Genomic DNA, 18,439 nt, shown 5'->3' on the forward strand with positions numbered 1-18,439 from the left:
AACCGGATTTGATATAAGTCATGTTATACTAAAGGCGATCGCACTTTCTCTCACTATTTATTAACATAAAAAAAATTAATGCACAAAATAGCCGCCACGCCAGGAGGTTGGAACCCTCAAGCAGAAGGAGTAATTTTTATTCAGCAAACCCCCGCACCAATAGTATTTATTAGTGCTGCTGACACCGACATTCAAACTCTCGCAGCCGCCGCATCCAAAATGCCGGCAAAATTTCCCAAAGTCCGCGCAGTAAACCTGCTTCAGTTGCAGCAACAACTAACAATTGACACCTATGTCGAGGAAGTTTTAGAACGCGCAGAGGTCATAATCTTAAGACTGTTAGGAGGGCGTTCTTATTGGTCTTACGGGTTAGAAATCCTGCGAGAAACGGTGCAAAAAACTAACGCCTCACTGATTGTAATGCCGGGAGAAGACAGTCCAGATCCCGATTTAATCAGCCATTCAACTGTATCGCTGTCAGCAGTAAATCAACTGTGGCGCTACTTTACAGAAGGCGGAGTCCAAAACTTTGTTAACGCACTCAAATTTGCCGCCGATACTTGCTTGAAAACTGCTTACAATCCGCCCCTCCCTCAAACAGTTTCCCGCGTCGGAATTTATGATTGGGGAGGACGCGCTGGGGCCTATTTTGCAACTTTACAACCAGATTCAGATCCCCCTAAATCCCCCTTAAAAAGGGGGACTTTGAAAACTTCTTGCTCCCCCCTTATTAAGGGGGGCTGGGGGGGATCTCTGGGTTTACCAACTATAGCTAAAGTAGGAATTTTATTTTATCGCGCTCATTATTTATCAGGAAACTTAGCACCAATTGATGCACTTTGTCAAGCTCTATCTGAGCGAAATTTAGTCCCCGTTCCCGTCTTTGTGTCTTCTCTGCGGGAACCAGATTTGCAAATAGAATTGCTAGAGTATTTTCAGCCTAAAGAATCAGAACCAATTCAATTATTGCTCAATACCACAAGTTTTGCCGTCTCCGGTTTCAGCAGTCAAGAACCCGAACAAAACAGCTTAAAATCCTTAGACGTTCCCGTATTGCAAGCAATCTTCAGCGGTGGCGGTTTGGAACAGTGGGAAACGGAACTTCAGGGACTTTCGCCCCGCGATGTGGCGATGAATGTAGCATTGCCGGAAGTAGACGGAAAAATCATTACTAGGGCTGTTTCTTTTAAAGCCGTACAGACTTGGAACAGCGAATTAGAAACAGATGTAGTAGGCTATGTAGCAGCGGGCGATCGCATTTCATTTGTAGCAGATTTAACCGCTAATTGGGTGCGACTCAAACAAACCCCAGCCACCAACAGACGCATTGCCATAATTCTCGCAAATTATCCCACCCGCAACGCCCGCTTAGCCAACGGCGTCGGCTTAGATACACCCGCTAGCTGTGTCAAAATCCTCAAAGCTATGCAGCAAGCTGGCTATCAAATTGAAAACATCCCCGCTAGCGGCAACGAGTTAATTGAACAGTTAACTTCTGGCGTAACAAATGACCCGGAAGGACGGGAATTGCGGCCTGTTTATCAATCTTTGGATTTAGCAGAATATGAAGAATATTTTGCTAGTTTGCCGCAGGAAGTACAGGATGGGATTTGTAAAAGATGGGGGCTTCCGGGAAGCTATGCACAAGATTTTATAAGTAACAATAAGTCTTTTCCGATTCCGGGAATTCAGTTTGGGAATGTATTTGTAGGAATTCAACCATCGCGGGGCTACGAACTTGACCCCGCATTAAATTATCACGCCCCAGACTTAGAACCCACTCACAATTATCTAGCTTACTATTATTGGTTGCGAGAAAAGTTGGGAATTGACGCTATAATTCATGCTGGAAAACACGGCAACTTAGAATGGCTGCCCGGTAAAAGTATAGCATTGTCTAACAAATGTTATCCAGAAGTAGCATTAGGCGCGCTGCCGAATTTTTATCCCTTCATTGTCAACGATCCGGGGGAAGGTTCCCAAGCAAAAAGACGATCGCAAGCTGTGATAATCGACCACCTGACACCGCCGATGACTCGCGCCGAACTCTACGGGCCTTTGCAGCAGTTGGAAACCTTAATCGACGAGTATTGCGAGGCGCAAAGCTTAGATCCGTCCAGATTGCCCATGATTCGCGATCGCATTCTCGCCCTCACCAACAAAGAAAACTTAGATAAAGACTTAGGAATACAACTAAATAAATCGGAATTTACAGAATTTATCACCCGCACAGACGGCTATCTTTGCGAACTCAAAGAATCCCAAATTCGCGACGGATTGCACATTTTCGGTCAGTGTCCCGAAGGCAGACAGTTGAGAGATTTGATAATTGCGATCGCCCGCCATCCCACCAACGGGCGATCGGGCTTAACCCGCGCCCTAGCAGAAGACTCAGGCTACGATTTCGACCCCTTAACCTGCGATCCAACGTCGATAATTCAGCACCGCACAGCGGGCGATTTAACAGCCGAACTCGAACAAAAAGCCGCTGAATTAGTAGATAATTTAATCGAAAATATCCGCGTTCATCCGCGTTCATCCGCAGTTAAAAATCTCCCAATAATAGGAGAATCAACCCAACAAGAATTAAACTGGATCGATAACTATCTTTTACCTTCACTCCTCCAAACAAACCAAGAAATTACCAACCTTTTGCGCGGACTAGATGGGCGGCACATACCAAGCGGCGCATCCGGCGCGCCCACTCGCGGCAGACCAGATGTATTGCCCACAGGTCGCAATTTTTACTCAGTAGATATCCGCGCCATTCCCACAGAAACCGCCTGGAGAGTTGGCAGAGTTGCTGCTGAAACTTTAATCGAAAGATACACCCAAGAAAACGGCGAATATCCGAAAACTTTGGGTTTGTCTGTGTGGGGAACATCCACCATGCGGACGGGGGGAGACGACATCGCCGAAGCGTTGGCGCTGATAGGAGTTCAACCAGTTTGGGATGGCCCTTCGCGCCGGGTTGTAGATTTTGAAATCTTGCCAGTTTCTGTTTTGGGACGGCCGCGGGTTGATGTTACTTTGCGAATTTCTGGCTTTTTCCGCGATGCTTTTTTTAATTTAATTGATTTGTTTGACAGTGCGGTAAAAGCTGTGGCAGATTTAGACGAATCGGCTGAAAACAACCCTTTAGCCGCACAAGTTCAAGCAGAGATTCAGTATTGGGAATCTACAGGTTTGAGTCAGGAAGAGGCGCAAGGGCGATCGCAATTTAGAGTATTTGGCTCAAAACCCGGTGCTTACGGCGCAGGACTTCAAGGTATAATTGAAGCTCAAAATTGGACAGACGACAGCGATTTAGCAAAAGCTTACATTAATTGGAGCAGTTACGCCTATACCTCCTCTAGTTCCTCAAATTTGCCGGGAGATTTAGCAGGAGTTAAACAGAGTGAATGGGGATGTTCTGCACCCGAAGCATTTGAAAAACGCCTCGGTCAAATGCAAATAGTTCTGCAAAACCAAGACAACCGCGAACACGACATCCTCGACTCGGATGATTATTATCAATTCCAAGGCGGGATGACGGCCGCAATTCGCAATTTGCAAGGCAAAAATCCTGAAACCTATTTCGGCGACAACTCAATTCCAGAAAATCCGAAAGTGCGGCAACTGCGGGAAGAAATTGCGCGGGTTTATCGCAGCAGGGCGGTAAATCCGAAATGGATAGAAGGTGCGATGCGCCACGGTTATAAAGGTGCTTTTGAAATTGCAGCAACTGTTGATTTTTTGTTTGCTTACGATGCTACCGCAAATTGTGTAGAGGATTTTATGTATGAAGGAATCGCCGAGGCTTACATTTTTGATGAGAAAGTGCAGGCATTTATTCAAGAAAACAATCCTTGGGCGCTGCGAGATATGGCGGAAAGATTGCTAGAAGCCCGTCAGCGGGGGTTGTGGCAGAGTGCGAACCAGGATACATTGGATAAATTGAGGTCGATCGCCCTGCAAGCCGAAGCAGTCATCGAATCCCATACTGGTTTCTAGTCTGAACGGAGAAATGATAGAATATAGTTAATATGCGAGGAATCCATGTTGCGCGATCTCACCATCCAAAATTATCGCTGTTTTAAAGATTTTCAGATCGACGAGCTAGCTAGGGTTAATCTGATAGTCGGTCAAAACAATAGCGGGAAAACAACTTTTTTGGAAGCCATTTATTTATTAGTCCAACAACAGAGTATTCAAGCTTTGTTTGATGTACTAAATGGCCGTGGCGAAATGAGCAACATAAAAACTCAACTTGCATCGGGTCAAGCAGTAAACCGCAGCAAGTATCAATTTGAACATATTTTTTACGGACATCAACTAACCCCAGATCGAAGTATTTACATTCAATCCCAGAAAGAAGAACAACTCTCACTCAAAATCCAAGCAAACCCTACAAACCAACAAGTGGTAATTCCGGTAGCTGAAGAACTAGAAACCAGATTTTTAGGATGGGAATTAATTGCTTACTACAATCAAAATTCCCAAGTCAAAATTTCACTGCTGCGCGATGCGACTATTGCTAATCTTAGTAGTTTACTTTCTGTTCAATCAACAGAGATAAATGATAACTATTTGTCGCTTGTTGGAGCCAGCAAAGATAATTTTAATTTACTCAAAACTACGGCAATAACTTTTAACGAAATGGCTGTGCTTTGGGATGGTATTACACTGACACCAAAAGAAGAAAGCGTAGTAGCAGCACTGCAAATATTAGAACCAGATGTAGAACGTATTAGTTTTACCAGCAATCCCAGTAATAACAGTGGTATTTTGATTAAAATTAGAGGACAGAATCACCCAATTCCTCTAGGCAGTATGGGAGATGGTATGCGACGAATTCTTAGTATAGCAATGGCAGCCGTATCATCACAAAATGGTTTTTTGCTGGTCGATGAAATTGATACAGGTCTTTACTATCAAACGCAAACTGATATGTGGCGGTTGATATTTGAAACAGCACAGCGGTTGAACGTTCAAGTCTTTGCAACTACCCACAGTTGGGACTGCATAGCTGCATTTCAAGAAGCCTTAGAACAGTCAGAAGATAGTTCTGTTGGCAAATTATTTCGCTTGAGTCGGCGCGGTGAGGAGATCCGTGCAGTTGAATACACTCCCGATGAATTGTCGGTTGCAGTGCGCCAAAGTATCGAGGTGCGCTGATGCCAAAAGCACGAAAACCTCCTCAATCAAAACCTCAACAGTTATTGGTAGAAGGTAAGAATGACCGACACGTAATCTGGGCTTTGTGCCAGCAATATCAACTGCCAGAAACATTTTCCGTCGAAGTACCGCAAGAAGAAGGTACAGAAGGAGTTGATGCGCTGCTAAATGGCTTGCCAGAAAGATTGAAAGCAGAGAATTTACGCACCTTGGGAATTGTGGTAGATGCCGATCGCAATTTAAGTGCGCGGTGGCAATCTATTAAAGATAAACTGAGTGCGATCGGCTATCGAGACATCCCGCAATCTCCCCCTCCCGAAGGCTGGGTTTGCACACCTTCAGATCCATACTTGCCTCGCGTCGGAGTTTGGTTGATGCCAAACAATCAACTTCCTGGAATGTTAGAAGATTTTGTCGCCTATCTCATCCCCCCTGGCGACACCCTGCATCCGAAAGCCGAAGCAATTTTACAAGAGCTCGAACAAGCCGGACTTAACCGCTATACTTTAATTCATCATCCCAAAGCGCTAATCCACACTTGGCTGGCCTGGCAGAAAACGCCTGCAATGCCGATGGGACAAGCAATAACAGCGCAGGTGCTGAGCTGTGATGGCCCGATCGCCTTAATTTTTATTGAGTGGTTAAAACATCTGTTTGAGCTAATTGCTCGATCCGCCGGATAATTAGTAATATCTAGTAATATTTTGCCCACGGTGAAAGCTGTATGATTCGCCGCTACATTGCTAGCCTCAGTACCAGCATCTTAAAACGTACCTGCGCCGCAACCGCCTTGCTAGCCTTAACTTTGGGAGGTTCGTCAACGAAGCCGCCCAACACCGCAGCGACTTCTGGTTCGATCGAATCCCCTGTCCTAGCGCAGCCGCCAACCTCTCTGTTAGCTAAAAACGGCAACCAAACCCAAAAATCCGTCAGCGTTGCCTCATGCCCTCAAAACGATGGCTTCACGGAGGCAGTTAACTTTGCCACCCAAGCTTCTAATTTGGCTCAATCAGCCAATTCACAACAAGACTGGGACGAAGTAGCCGCCCTGTGGGTGCAGGCCGTCGCTTGGATGCAAGCCGTTCCCCCCGGCAGTCCCAGACGGGCATTTGCGGAGAAAAAAGTGGTGGAGTACATGAGAAACCTGGTTTATTCTCAACAGCAAGCGGGCGCAAACGGATCGCAAGCCAGTACAGTCAGCTTCAGCAGCGATTTGCTAAACGAACAACTCGGACTTTACCTATCCTACGTTGCTGCCGTCGGGCCGCCAGATGTTTTGATTGTCGGTAGTTCCCGGGCATTGCAGGGCGTAGATCCCAAACAGCTAAAACAATCTTTGGCCCAAAGGGGCCGTCCGGGCTTAAAAGTATTTAACTTTTCAGTCAACGGCGCAACTGCACAAGTAGTTGACTTTCAACTGCGGCGGCTTTTAAAGCCGGGTCATTTGCCTCAAATGATTGTCTGGGCGGATGGTGTGCGCGGATTTAACAGCGGGCGGGACGATCGCACTTTTAATTCGATCGTCGATTCTGAAGGCAGCCAACTTTTAGCAGCAGGCATTCGCCCCGAACTGCAGTCGGATGAACCGAATGTGATTCCCCAGTGTTACAGATTCCCGCAGCCCTGCGCTAACAAAACTTTCCGCAAAGCATTTACCTCTTTCGATCGACCTTTCAGGGGCGGGCAAGATGCCCAACCCCTACTCCCCACAATCAAATCCCTGTCTAGTGGAACGGGCATCTTGCCCGTTGCAGACACCCACCCCCCAATCAAATCCCCGTCTAGTGGAACGGGCATCTTGCCCGTTGCTGACACCCACCCCCCAATCAAATCCCTGTCCAGTGGAACGGGCATCTTGCCCGTTGCTGACACCCACCCCCCAATCAAATCCCTGTCCAGTGGAACGGGCATCTTGCCCGTTGCAGACACCCACCCCCCAATCAAATCCCTGTCCAGTGGAACGGGCATCTTGCCCGTTGCCTCAAATGCTGCAAGATATGAGTTAAAACCGATCGCAGCGAATGCAGCAACCCAAAAAGCACAATTGATTCCAGTCTCGCGACGCACAACAGTAGCCATCAGACAACTCAACCAATTGGCGGATTCGATCGACTCCAACGGATTCATGGCTATGTCGGGCACTTACAACCCCAACACTTATTATCGAGAACGCGCTTACGTTTCAGGCCAGTACGATCGCGACTACGAAAACTTCAACCTCGGAGGCAAACAAGCAACAGCCTTTAATTCAGTGGTAGCATTTACCAAAGCTCGCAAAATTCCCCTGATTTTCGTCAATTTGCCCCTCACCGACGACTACTTAGATGGAACTCGCCTGCGGGCAGAACAGCAGTTCCGGCAGCGAATGGACCAACTCTCGCGGCAAAAAGGCTTCGCTTTCCGCGACTTGTCGCAGCGCTGGCCTGGCCGCAACGACTATTTTTTTGACCCCAGCCACCTCAACCGCTTTGGGGCGATCGCAGTTTCTCGCCTACTCGCGGCAGATTCCAGCATTATCTGGCCGCGGCCCAAATCCAGCCGCAGCGACGGATAATACCATTTTCGATTTTCGATTTTCGATTTTCGATTCAAGAATTAGGAATTAAAGATGAGATAATGGAGGCGAGCTTTCCAAAAATAGGATTACTTTTTGCAACTGCTATAAACCAGAGGGAGAGTCGGCGATTCAGTCTAAAATCTAATAATCTAACAATCAAAAATCCAAAATCTAAAATCTAAAATCGATGGAAGGGAGATGCCCTGTCATCGGCATAATATTTTTCCGAGTACAGTGCGAGCGGGACGATCGCGGCAATTCAGTCTAAAATCTAATAGACATCTCCTAAAAAGCAGGTTTTGAACAGGCAGGATGCCTGTTCCACAAGAATTATGGGAGAGGTCTAATCATCTAAAATCCAAAATCTAAAATCTAAAATCGATAGGTTGTGCAACTAAAACAAGTAATTATCGCCCACAAAGCCAGAGATACCCTCAGCCAGCGGTGGGCTGAACAGTGTGCCCGCCAATTAGAAAGTCGCGGGTGTCAGGTTTTAATGGGGCCGAGTGGCCCCAAAGATAACCCGTATCCGGTGTTTTTAGCTTCTATTAACAGCCCAATTGATTTAGCGGTGGTGCTGGGGGGCGACGGTACGGCCCTAGCTGCTGCGCGAAATTTGGCTGCTGACGGCATCCCGATTTTGGCAGCGAATGTGGGGGGACATCTGGGTTTTTTAACCGAGTCTTTTGAGGATTTCCAAAAGACTGAGGAGATTTGGGACAGACTTGCGGAAGACAGGTATGCTGTGCAGACGCGGATGATGTTGCAGGCAACAGTTTTTGAGGGAAACAGAACCAACCTCGAACCCCAAAGCGATCGATTTTTGGCACTAAATGAAATGTGTGTCAAACCTGCTTCAGCCGATCGAATGCCGAGCTGTATTCTAGAAATGGAAGTTGACGGCGAAGTAGTCGATCAGTATCAAGGCGACGGTTTAATTGTCGCAACTCCCACCGGTTCGACTTGCTACACCGCATCTGCCAACGGACCGATTATGCACTCGGGAATGGAGGCGATCGCAGTTACTCCGATTTGCCCTTTGAGTTTATCCAGTCGGGCGATCGTCCTGCCGCCCGGTTCAGTCGTCAGCATTTGGCCTTTAGCAGATTACGAACTCAGTACCAAACTCTGGACAGACGGCATTTTAGGTACTGCAATTTGGCCGGGACAGCGCGTAGACGTGCGGAGGGCAGACTGCGAAGCCAAGTTTATCATTTTGCGGGAAAACTATTCTTATTACAACACTTTGAGGGAAAAACTTCACTGGGCAGGAGCCAGAATTCGGTACAGCAACAATCACCGCAATTAATCCGAATCATCCACCATTAATCATTAATCTGGAGGGGCGGGTTTTACCAACAATATTTGCCTAAAATCAATAATCTCATAAACCCGCCCCCACAAGGTGATAAATCGCAATTTACATTTTTATGCTTGGAGCTAAAGAAAGGTTGATATAGGTTATTAGTTGTGTGGGGGCGGGTTTATATAGATGGTTTGCGGTCATTAAATATTATTCGTAAAACTCGCCCCTACAGGATGGTATTTTACAGGCAAAACCTGCCAGACCCAACATACAATTTCTGTACTCTGTTAAGATCGCTCAATATCTTGACAAACAGCCTGATCTATGCAGATTTTCAAACAATCAACCCGACCTTTCAACCCTCAAGATACATATCCCTGTCCCGTGTGCCGCACCGGTCAAATTTCCACCCTAGCGCTGATGGACGCCCTAGCTTGCAACTTCTGCCAGCACATTTATACCGCAAGCGTTGAAAGACAATCGCTCCAAATGGCCGATCGCCAACCGCCCGTAACTTGGCACTGGAACGGCAAACAGTGGATAGGAGCGCACGTCGAAGGCGTAGAATTCGGATGGCCCTACTTTGCAGCCGCTCTTGGTCTAATTTTCCTTCCCACTACCTTGCTGGGACTTTCAGCTTACTATTTTCCCCCGGTTCCCGGCAGCCGGTTGTCGTGGCTCCCCGTAGCTTGGACAAGCTTGGCTTTTTTGTCGCATTTAGGCATTGTGCTGTGGTTGGTAGGTGAATTTTATCAATTCCCGGTGGTCACTTACTTCAGAGCTTGGGGGCGCAGGATAAGCCGGCGCTAGCTTAAATGCTCTCTAACAGCCGATCGCCCGAGGACTTTGTACCGACATCGATCCAGGTAAAATTAGAGGCGATCGCAAAATTCAATTCCCAATCAGCACTTATGCAGCTATAATCGTTAGCTATTCTAAATAGTCAAAAGCAAACGCATTGCGATTTGTGAGGAGAGCGATGAACATACTTGGAATCTCGGCGTACTATCACGACAGCGCCGCAGCCTTAATTCGCGACGGAGAAATTATAGCAGCAGCGCAGGAAGAAAGATTTTCTCGCAAAAAGCATGACGCCAGATTCCCTAAGAATGCGATCGCTTATTGCTTGAAAGAAGCGAAAATAGATTTGCGGGAACTCGATCGAATAGTTTTTTACGACAAACCTTTAGTCAAATTCGAGCGCCTTCTCGAAACCTATTTAGCCTACGCACCCCAAGGTTTTCGCTCTTTCCTAACAGCCATGCCGATATGGCTCAAAGAAAAGCTTTACCTCAAAACCATGCTCAAAAGAGAGCTCGCAGAAATGGCAAACTGCAAAACCAATAAACTGCCATCTCTGCTATTTACCGAACACCACCAATCCCACGCAGCATCAGCATTTTTCCCCAGCCCGTTTCAAAAAGCAGCCGTGTTGTGCCTAGACGGGGTGGGCGAGTGGGCCACAACCTCGGTTTGGTTGGGAGACGGCAACGAACTTACACCTCAGTGGGAAATCGATTTTCCCCACTCCTTGGGTTTGCTTTATTCAGCTTTCACCTATTACACAGGCTTCAAAGTCAACTCTGGCGAATACAAACTCATGGGTTTAGCACCCTACGGCGAACCCAAGTATGTAGACAAGATTCTCAACTATTTAATCGACCTCAAGGATGACGGGACTTTCCGTTTGAACATGGATTATTTCAACTACACTGTTGGCTTAACCATGACAAACAAGAAGTTTGACGAACTGTTTGAAGGGCCGCCGCGTCAAGCAGAAGGAAAATTGACTCAGCGAGAAATGGACATTGCAGCTTCCATTCAAGTTGTTACTGAAGAAGTTGTTTTGCGGCTTTGCAGAACAGTTAAAAAAGAATTGAATGTCGATTATCTTTGTCTTGCCGGCGGCGTTGCTCTCAACTGCGTTGCTAACGGCAGACTCTTGCGGGAAGGTATTTTCAAAGATATTTGGATTCAGCCGGCGGCGGGAGATGCTGGCGGTGCTTTGGGCGCGGCTTTGGCGATTTGGTATCAGTATTGCGAACAAACTCGCACTGTGAGCGCGAACTCGACAGCAAATAGTAGAGAATCCCTCAAAACTGAACTTGTCACTACAAACGCAGCGGTTGAGGAGAGGACTGAAGTTCTCGCTGCAAACCAAGCGGTGGCAACTGTGGCAAAGTCTGTTGCTCATTTAACTTGTCACGACAAAATGAAGGGTTCATATTTGGGCCCGAGGTTTACCGACGCAGAAATTCTCGAATATTTGGATGCTGTCAAAGCCAGCTATCACCGATTGGACGATGCCGAATTAATGCCGCAGTTGGCTGAAATTTTGGAACAGGGAAATGTGGTGGGATGGTTCCAGGGGCGGATGGAATTTGGGCCTCGGGCTCTGGGCGGTCGATCGATCGTTGGCGATCCCCGCAGTGCTAAAATGCAGTCCGTGATGAACCTGAAAATTAAATATCGGGAATCATTCCGACCTTTTGCGCCGTCAATCTTAGCCGAACGAGTGGCGGATTATTTCGAGATTGACCATTCTAGCCCTTATATGCTATTGGTAGCACCTGTCAAAGCCAGTCTCCGCATTCCGATGACTCCCGAACAAGAGCAGTTGTTTGGCATTGAAAAGCTCAACATTCCGCGTTCCGAGATTCCGGCTGTCACCCACGTCGATTACTCGGCTCGCATCCAAACTGTTCACAAAGAAACCAATCCTCGCTACTATGACTTAATCAGCCATTTTGAAAAGCGATCGGGCTGTTCTATTGTGGTAAATACTTCTTTCAACGTCCGAGGCGAACCCATTGTTTGCACTCCCGAGGATGCTTACCGCTGTTTCATGCGAACCGAAATGGACTATCTGGTTTTGGAAAATTACTTGCTTCCCAAGTCCGAACAAATTCCTTGGAAACAAGATGATGCTTGGAAAAATGAATTTGAACTAGATTAGTCATTAGTTATTAGTTATTAGTTATTAGTTATTAGTTGGTACGAATAGCTAATAACTAATTCCCAATTCCCAATTCCCAATTCCCCCTTTCTAATGAGCGACGAAATTAAAAAACTCGACAAAAAAGGCTTGCGCGATTTCGGGCTGCTAATTGGCGGCTTGATTGCAGTGCTGTTCGGTTTAGCAGTACCTTTACTGCGGCGGCATTCTCTACCTTGGTGGCCTTGGGCAATCGGCGGAGTGCTAGTGCTGCTAGCATTGGTTGCGCCAAAATCGCTGAATCCCGTTTATCACGCGTGGATGCGCTTTGGACTTATTCTTAACAAAATCGAAACGCCGATCGTCTTAGGAATAGTTTTTTACCTCATAATTTGGCCGATGGGAGTTATCAAAGGCCTATTGGGCGAAGATGCAATGCGGCGAAAACTGAATCCAAAAATGGATACTTACCGCGTCCCAAGTAAAGCAAGAACAAAAGTTAGTATGGAGCGTCCTTTTTAAGTGTTTGAAGCAACTTTAGATTTTCTCAAAGATTTGTGGGCGTTTATGAAAGAACGCCAAAAGTATTGGCTTTTGCCGTTAATTGTGACTTTAGTCTTTTTGGGAGCTTTGATTGTATTGAGTCATGGTTCTGTGATTGCTCCATTTATTTACACGCTGTTTTGAAATAATGAGCAAGTTGAAAAATTTGGGTGTCAATTTGGGTTTGACACTCTGCGGTTTATTGATGGGGGTGGTAATTGGTGAAATTGGATTGCGAGTTGCGAGGATTGAAGGCTATCCGAAAATAGGAGATTTCGTAGAGTCGGCGCCAACTCGTTTCCACACTTCCGATCCGAATTTGGGCTGGAAGCTGAAACCGGGTGCGTCGGGGGAGTGGAATGGGGAAGGTGCGAGTTTTGTGAAGGTGAATAGCGAGGGTTTGCGCGATCGCGAACATACAAAAGCCAAACCTCCCAATACTCTGCGCGTTGCGGTTTTGGGGGATTCATTCACCGAAGCAATTCACGTACCTGTCGAACAAACTTTCTGGTCAAAATTGGAACGAAAGTTAGGCAACTGCGAAGCCGTTAAAGGACGCAAAAATGTTGAAGTAATTAATTTTGGCGTGCAGGGTTACGGTACTGCTCAAGAATTAATAATGCTGCGAAAAAAAGTGTGGGATTACAATCCTGATATTGTAGTTCTTGCCTTTTTTATTGGCAATGATGTGATTAATAATTCGCCGAAATTGGAATATGACCTTTACCGACCATTTTTTGTGTATGATGCTAGCGGCAAGTTAGTACCGGATATGTCTTTTCGCAATCTGGCGCCGATCGATCGCAACGAAAGAGCAGTTTCCTTCGTAGACCGGATGCCCAGTTTTATCGTCAACAATTCGCGCATTTTGCAGGTCATTAAAAAAGTAGACTTAGAAAGGAAAAAGCGCAAGTTATCGGAGGATTTTACCGCTTTAAGTACCCAAAACCTCAAGGAACCTCAGAATGCAGATTGGCAAGAGGCTTGGAGGGTGACAGAGGGTTTGATTGTGACGATGCGGAATGAAGTCGTGCAGAAAAATGCTGATTTCTTGGTTGTGACGATCGGCGATCCGATACAAGTTGGACCTGATGCCGATCGGCGAAAAAATTTCATGAGAAAGAACAACATTCAGGATTTGTTTTACCCCGATAGGCGGCTGGAAAAATTGGGCGCGCGCGAGGGTTTTCGGGTACTGAATTTATCCGAACAGATCCAAGGTTACACTGAAAAATATCAAGTCTGCGCCCACGGTTTTGAGAATTCTGTACCCTGTGGAGGTCACTGGAATGAACTCGGACACCGGCTGGCTAGTATCTTGATTAACCGAAATTTGTGCCAACAATTGAAGCAGTCTCAAATTCCCAAAAAACAACCGTAATCAGTCAAATTTCATGAAAGATTCAACTGCGCTGAAAAAAGGCAAAAATATATTAATTATAATCGCGGTTAATTTGGCGATCGCCTTTATTTGTCTGGAAGCTTTATCCCTAGCTTTTTATTTTATCAACCAAAAGCAGTTTTTTTATACCAGAACTAAAACCAAAGAAAAAGTAGTCGAAGATATTGAAAGGGTCGGCATTAGACTTGATGAATCTATCGTAGAAAGACTGCACCCACTTTTTGGATATGTACTCAAACAAGGTGCTTTCACCAATGAAAAATTAAAGTTAAAAGTCAACAAAGAGGGCTTTTTTTCCCTCTACGAATATCCGTTTATTAAAACCAATAAAAATCAAGTTATTATCGGAGTTTTTGGGGGTTCAGTTGCGAATAATTTTGCAGTTGATGAATACGTAACTCGCAGATTGTCTAACAAATTGAAGACTTATCCAGAATTTGCAAACAAGGAAATTATTGTTTTAAATTTTGGCAACGGCGGTTACAAACAGCCCCAACAATTATTAATTTTAAATTACTTTCTGGCTTTGGGTCAAGAATTAGATTTAGTCATCAATATTGACGGTTTTAACGAAGTAGCACTGTCAAATTTAAACAACAAAGCCCAAGTAGAAATAGGAATGCCCAGCGTTCAACACATACAGCCTCTGACGGGCTTAGCCAACAACAACTTGTCGCCGGACGCGATGAGATCGATCGTGCAAATTAACGAAACCAAAAAACAGTTGAAAGCAGGTATTGACAAATTGCAAACTTGTCAACTTGCTTTGTGTCACGCTGTCACCTCGCTGCAGGTGAAACAATTGGTCAACAATTACCAGCAAGCAGTTGTCAAGTACGACCGACAAATCAAACAATCCAACCCAAACACGGCAAATAGCGGTATAGTATACATTCCCAAAGCTGATTTTGTTTTGCAGGATGCCGCTGCTTTTGACAAAATGGCATCGATGTGGTACCAATCGTCGATCGGGATGAATCAAATTTTATCAAGTAGAAAGATTAAGTATTTTCACTTTATCCAGCCCAACCAGTATTATCCCACTAAGCGAGCCTTTACCGCCAAGGAAAACGAAATCGCGATCGACCAGAAGAGTCCTTATATTGAAGGTGTGAAAAAAGGTTATCCGGTATTGTTGTCCAAAGTCGATGATTTGCAAAAAGCTGGGGTTAATGTTTTTAGCGCAGTGAATATTTTAGACAATACAAAAGAAACGGTTTACAAAGATGCCTGCTGCCACTATAATTCAGTCGGAGACGAAGTATTGGCAAACTATGTTTCTAGTTCCATTATTAAAGTAGTAAGAGAGTCGAAATAGAGATTTATGAAAGATTTAAAATTACTCAAAAAAGGACACGAATTTCTCAAGATTGCTTTGATTAATTTAGTGCTTTTACTGGTTTTCCTGGAACTTGGCTCCTTGGCATGGTATTTTGTCAAGCACAAGCAATTTTTCTATACTAGAGAAAAGACGCAAGATAAGTCGGCTTTAGGAATTAATTTAGAAGGAGTGCGGCTCAACGAGTCTATTGTTGAAAGGTTTCATCCTTTTTTTGGGTTTATTCAAAAACCCAGCGCGGATTTTCGCCCTGGTTTTAAGGTTAACAACTACGGATTTATCTCTCCTTACGATTACCCTTTGAAAAAAACCAAGAAAAATCAATTTTTTATCGGGGTATTTGGCGGTTCAGTGGCTTCTAATTATGGAATATTTGAAGTTCAAAACAAAATTTTACCTCAATACCTCAAGCAGATTCCGGGTTTGAAAGATAAAGAATTTGTAATTTTGTCTTTTGCGACGGGAGGCTACAAACAGCCGCAGCAATTATTAATTTTAAACTACTTTTTGGCTTTAGGTCAAGAATTAGATATGGTCGTCAATATAGATGGTTTTAATGAAGTAGCACTTTCTAACTTAAACAATAAAAATCAAATTGATTTGGCGATGCCAAGCATTCAGCATATTTTGCCGCTGACTAGCTTGGCTAATAACAGCCTTTCTACCAAAGCGATGAAAGCAACTATCAGAATCCAAGAAAATAAAGCTAGGATTAATCAGGGTTTGGAACGTTTGCAACACTGCTCTTTAGCTGCGTGCGATGCTTTGACTTCGGTTTACGTTCAAAATCTAGTCAATAACTATAAAACCGATGTCATTAAGTTTGAGAAAGAACGGACTCAACAAAAAAAAGATGACAGTGGCAGCGTTATTTATATCAATACTAATAAGTCAGTTTTACAGGATTCAGTAGCTTTTCAAGAAATGGCTTTGAATTGGGCAAAAAGTTCAATTTTTATGCACAAAGTTCTGTCTGCTAGTAATGTGCCTTATTTTCACGTTCTTCAGCCTAATCAATATTATCAGACGAAAAGGGTGTTTGGTGAAGCCGAAAAGCAGATTGCTTTTAACAAGGATACTCCTTATGCTAAAGCTGTGCAAATTGGATATCCGGCTCTTTTCAAAAAAATTCCTAATTTGGAAAAAAATAAGATTAATCTAGTGAATGCTGTCAATGTTTTTGACAAGACTAAAGAGGCTGTTTATGTAGATAGCTGCTGTCACTACAATAAAGCTGGGGAAGTAATTTTTAGTGATTATGTGGGCCGTTCTATTCTGGAATCTTGGCGGAAGGATGAAAGAAAAAAGAAGAAGTAGGGGCGCGTTCCACCAACCATCAACGACTCAAACAAACAATCTCAAAAACCCGCTCCTTGTATCTTAAAAGAAGTAGATTGCGCTTGACCGTTGGGTGGGGGCGGGTTTACGAGATTATCAGTTTTCGGCAATTATGATTGGTAAAACCCGCCCCTACAAAATTTAACATCGTTTCCGGTTGCATCGGTATTGTTGAAATGTCCAAATGTCCAAACAGTCAACAGTCAACAGTCAACAATCATGAGTTTTTAGGTTTTTGGTTCGGTTCTAGATCGATCGCCCGCTGAGTCGATCGGCATTACCAAGATTTTATCAACTCGGTTCCCGTCCATATCGATTACTTCCACGCGCAAACCGTTCCACTCAAAATGCTCGGCTGCTGTGGGAATTTTGCCCAAATTTGTAATCACAAAGCCGCCCATTGTGTGGTAACTTCCTTTGTTTTCGGCTGACAATTCTTCGATTCCAAACAGCTCAAAAAAATCTTCGACTGGTAGCATTCCGTCTAACAGCCAAGAACCGTCTTCGCGCTGCACGGCTTCCGGCTCGTCAGCATCTTCAATCGAGGGAAAGTCGCCAACGAGTTCGACTAAAATGTCGTTGACTGTAACCAATCCTTGAATGACGCCGTATTCGTCTACTACCAAGGCAATTTGATTGCTAGATTGTTTGAAAAGTTCTAATACTTTTAAACCCCGCGTGCTTTCCGGTACAAATAACGGTCGTCGTAAAGAAGCGCTTAAATCTAGGGGTTGACCAGTTAAAGTCCGAGACAGCAAATCAGTAACGTGTACTAAACCGACAACGTTGTCGAGTCCTCCCTGACACACGGGAAACCGAGAATGACCGCTGCCGAGCATTTTTTGGCGGTTTTCTTCCACTGAATCGTCGAGGTCGAGCCAGGTAAGATCGGGACGCGGGGTCATTAAGGCGCTGACTCGCCGATCGCCCAAACGAAACACTCTTTCCACCATATCTTGTTCGGCTTCTTCAAAGGTTCCGGCTTCTGTTCCTTGCTCGATTAAAACTTTAATTTCCTCTTCTGTAACTTGCGGTTCTGTCGAGGGCGATATCCTCATCAGCCGCATCACTAAGTCAGTGGAATAACTTAACAGATAAACCGCAGGAGCGCCAATTTTTGAGAGCATTCGCATGGGAATTGCTACGCTTGAGGCGATCGGCTCCGGGTTGTTGAGCGCCAGCCGCTTTGGCACGAGTTCGCCGATAATTAAGGTCAGATAAGTGATGGTTAAAACTGCTACTACTGAGGCGATCGTCTGAGAATAGGGCGCGAGGGCTGGAATCAGCCGCAACAAAGGCTCTATCCTTTTAGCAATTGTCGTTTCTCCGAAAGCGCCCGACAGAATGGCCAGCATCGTAATCCCGATTTGAACTGTCGGCAAGAACTGATTGGGGGCATTAGCCAGATCCAAGGCTACGCGGGCATTGGCTGAACCTTGGTTGGCCATCTGTTGCAGTCTCACCTTCCGTACAGAGATGATGGCCATCTCTGACATCACAAACAAGCCATTGAGGAAAATTAGCAGGAGAACAATCAGAATATCGGTACTTGGGGACATTTCTAAAATTTTCGGTAGTAACGGCGAAGCGCTCTGCCCGGTTAGTCGATTTGAGATTTTTAATTTTAGATTTTAGATTGACTCTGCAGCCAGTATCTGGGGGATTTCCCTAATGTCTAAAATTCTTCGATCTTCACAACTTGAGTACGTGGCAGGGTATCCGTCTTTGGGTGCAGTCACAGCAGAGGTCTGGAAGCTGCGAATCTCGATCGCAAAATCGAAATTTTTTCTAAACCTGGCCCTATATTAACGGAACTGGCTCGATCGCGATCGCAGGATCGAGAAATTGCGAGCAAAAATCTC

13 protein-coding genes are annotated in these 18,439 nt (G+C 45.2%); 12 read left to right on the forward strand and 1 reads right to left on the reverse strand.

All coding sequences use genetic code 11. The features are described 5' to 3' along the window. Positions 1 to 78: 78 nt before the first annotated feature. From cobN to OSC7112_RS02270, 12 genes are all read left to right on the forward strand, one after another. On the forward strand, positions 79 to 3,993 hold the full coding sequence (gene cobN, locus OSC7112_RS02220) for a cobaltochelatase subunit CobN (protein ID WP_015174369.1): 3,915 nt from the start codon (positions 79 to 81) through the stop codon (positions 3,991 to 3,993). A 45-nt stretch (positions 3,994 to 4,038) separates the two neighbouring features. Further along, on the forward strand, positions 4,039 to 5,157 hold the full coding sequence (locus OSC7112_RS02225; RefSeq protein ID WP_015174370.1) for an AAA family ATPase: 1,119 nt from the start codon (positions 4,039 to 4,041) through the stop codon (positions 5,155 to 5,157). Next, positions 5,157 to 5,840: a DUF3226 domain-containing protein gene (locus OSC7112_RS02230; RefSeq protein ID WP_015174371.1), complete on the forward strand. Its 684-nt coding sequence runs from the start codon at positions 5,157 to 5,159 to the stop codon at positions 5,838 to 5,840. The genes OSC7112_RS02225 and OSC7112_RS02230 overlap by 1 nt, the downstream gene beginning before the upstream one ends. A 41-nt stretch (positions 5,841 to 5,881) precedes the next feature. Then, the gene (locus OSC7112_RS39250) at positions 5,882 to 7,711 is read left to right on the forward strand and encodes a hypothetical protein (protein WP_015174372.1); all 1,830 of its coding nucleotides are present in this window, start codon (positions 5,882 to 5,884) and stop codon (positions 7,709 to 7,711) included. Between the two features lie 391 nt (positions 7,712 to 8,102). Then, complete coding sequence (locus tag OSC7112_RS02240; RefSeq protein ID WP_015174373.1) at positions 8,103 to 9,023, forward strand: NAD(+) kinase; 921 nt, start codon at positions 8,103 to 8,105, stop codon at positions 9,021 to 9,023. A gap of 321 nt (positions 9,024 to 9,344) precedes the next feature. After that, positions 9,345 to 9,830 (forward strand): hypothetical protein, encoded by a 486-nt coding sequence (locus tag OSC7112_RS02245; protein WP_015174374.1) that lies wholly within the window; start codon positions 9,345 to 9,347, stop codon positions 9,828 to 9,830. 169 nt (positions 9,831 to 9,999) lie between these two features. After that, positions 10,000 to 11,976, forward strand: coding sequence for a carbamoyltransferase family protein (locus OSC7112_RS02250; protein WP_015174375.1), 1,977 nt, complete (start codon positions 10,000 to 10,002; stop codon positions 11,974 to 11,976). A gap of 93 nt (positions 11,977 to 12,069) precedes the next feature. After that, a complete protein-coding gene (locus tag OSC7112_RS02255) occupies positions 12,070 to 12,477 on the forward strand; it encodes an SxtJ family membrane protein (RefSeq protein ID WP_015174376.1) in 408 nt (135 codons plus the stop codon). Continuing rightward, positions 12,478 to 12,642: a DUF5989 family protein gene (locus tag OSC7112_RS39255; RefSeq protein ID WP_015174377.1), complete on the forward strand. Its 165-nt coding sequence runs from the start codon at positions 12,478 to 12,480 to the stop codon at positions 12,640 to 12,642. It begins immediately after the preceding gene. Between the two features lie 4 nt (positions 12,643 to 12,646). Beyond that, on the forward strand, positions 12,647 to 13,879 hold the full coding sequence (locus OSC7112_RS02260) for an SGNH/GDSL hydrolase family protein (protein ID WP_015174378.1): 1,233 nt from the start codon (positions 12,647 to 12,649) through the stop codon (positions 13,877 to 13,879). A gap of 13 nt (positions 13,880 to 13,892) precedes the next feature. Beyond that, on the forward strand, positions 13,893 to 15,218 hold the full coding sequence (locus OSC7112_RS02265; protein ID WP_015174379.1) for a hypothetical protein: 1,326 nt from the start codon (positions 13,893 to 13,895) through the stop codon (positions 15,216 to 15,218). Positions 15,219 to 15,224: 6 nt separating this feature from the next. Then, positions 15,225 to 16,556 carry a hypothetical protein gene (locus OSC7112_RS02270; protein WP_015174380.1) on the forward strand — a complete coding sequence of 444 codons (1,332 nt, stop codon included), beginning with the start codon at positions 15,225 to 15,227 and terminating at the stop codon, positions 16,554 to 16,556. A 248-nt stretch (positions 16,557 to 16,804) separates the two neighbouring features. Here the strand turns inward: OSC7112_RS02270 and OSC7112_RS02275 are convergent, their stop codons facing one another. After that, positions 16,805 to 18,136: a hemolysin family protein gene (locus tag OSC7112_RS02275; protein ID WP_015174381.1), complete on the reverse strand. Its 1,332-nt coding sequence runs from the start codon at positions 18,134 to 18,136 to the stop codon at positions 16,805 to 16,807. Between the last annotated feature and the right edge of the window lie 303 nt (positions 18,137 to 18,439).

Source organism: Oscillatoria nigro-viridis PCC 7112 (assembly GCF_000317475.1).
Lineage (GTDB): Bacteria > Cyanobacteriota > Cyanobacteriia > Cyanobacteriales > Microcoleaceae > Microcoleus > Microcoleus nigroviridis.

Bases quoted from the DNA above. Each gene is read 5' to 3' on its own strand.
- OSC7112_RS02270 (WP_015174380.1), top strand. From the start codon at position 15,225: ATGAAAGATTTAAAATTACTCAAAAAAGGACACGAATTTCTCAAGATT.
- OSC7112_RS02275 (WP_015174381.1), bottom strand. From the start codon at position 18,136: ATGTCCCCAAGTACCGATATTCTGATTGTTCTCCTGCTAATTTTCCTC.
- OSC7112_RS02245 (WP_015174374.1), top strand. From the start codon at position 9,345: ATGCAGATTTTCAAACAATCAACCCGACCTTTCAACCCTCAAGATACA.
- OSC7112_RS02225 (WP_015174370.1), top strand. From the start codon at position 4,039: ATGTTGCGCGATCTCACCATCCAAAATTATCGCTGTTTTAAAGATTTT.
- OSC7112_RS02260 (WP_015174378.1), top strand. From the start codon at position 12,647: ATGAGCAAGTTGAAAAATTTGGGTGTCAATTTGGGTTTGACACTCTGC.
- OSC7112_RS02255 (WP_015174376.1), top strand. From the start codon at position 12,070: ATGAGCGACGAAATTAAAAAACTCGACAAAAAAGGCTTGCGCGATTTC.
- OSC7112_RS02265 (WP_015174379.1), top strand. From the start codon at position 13,893: ATGAAAGATTCAACTGCGCTGAAAAAAGGCAAAAATATATTAATTATA.
- OSC7112_RS02250 (WP_015174375.1), top strand. From the start codon at position 10,000: ATGAACATACTTGGAATCTCGGCGTACTATCACGACAGCGCCGCAGCC.
- OSC7112_RS02230 (WP_015174371.1), top strand. From the start codon at position 5,157: ATGCCAAAAGCACGAAAACCTCCTCAATCAAAACCTCAACAGTTATTG.
- cobN (WP_015174369.1), top strand. From the start codon at position 79: ATGCACAAAATAGCCGCCACGCCAGGAGGTTGGAACCCTCAAGCAGAA.
- OSC7112_RS39250 (WP_015174372.1), top strand. From the start codon at position 5,882: ATGATTCGCCGCTACATTGCTAGCCTCAGTACCAGCATCTTAAAACGT.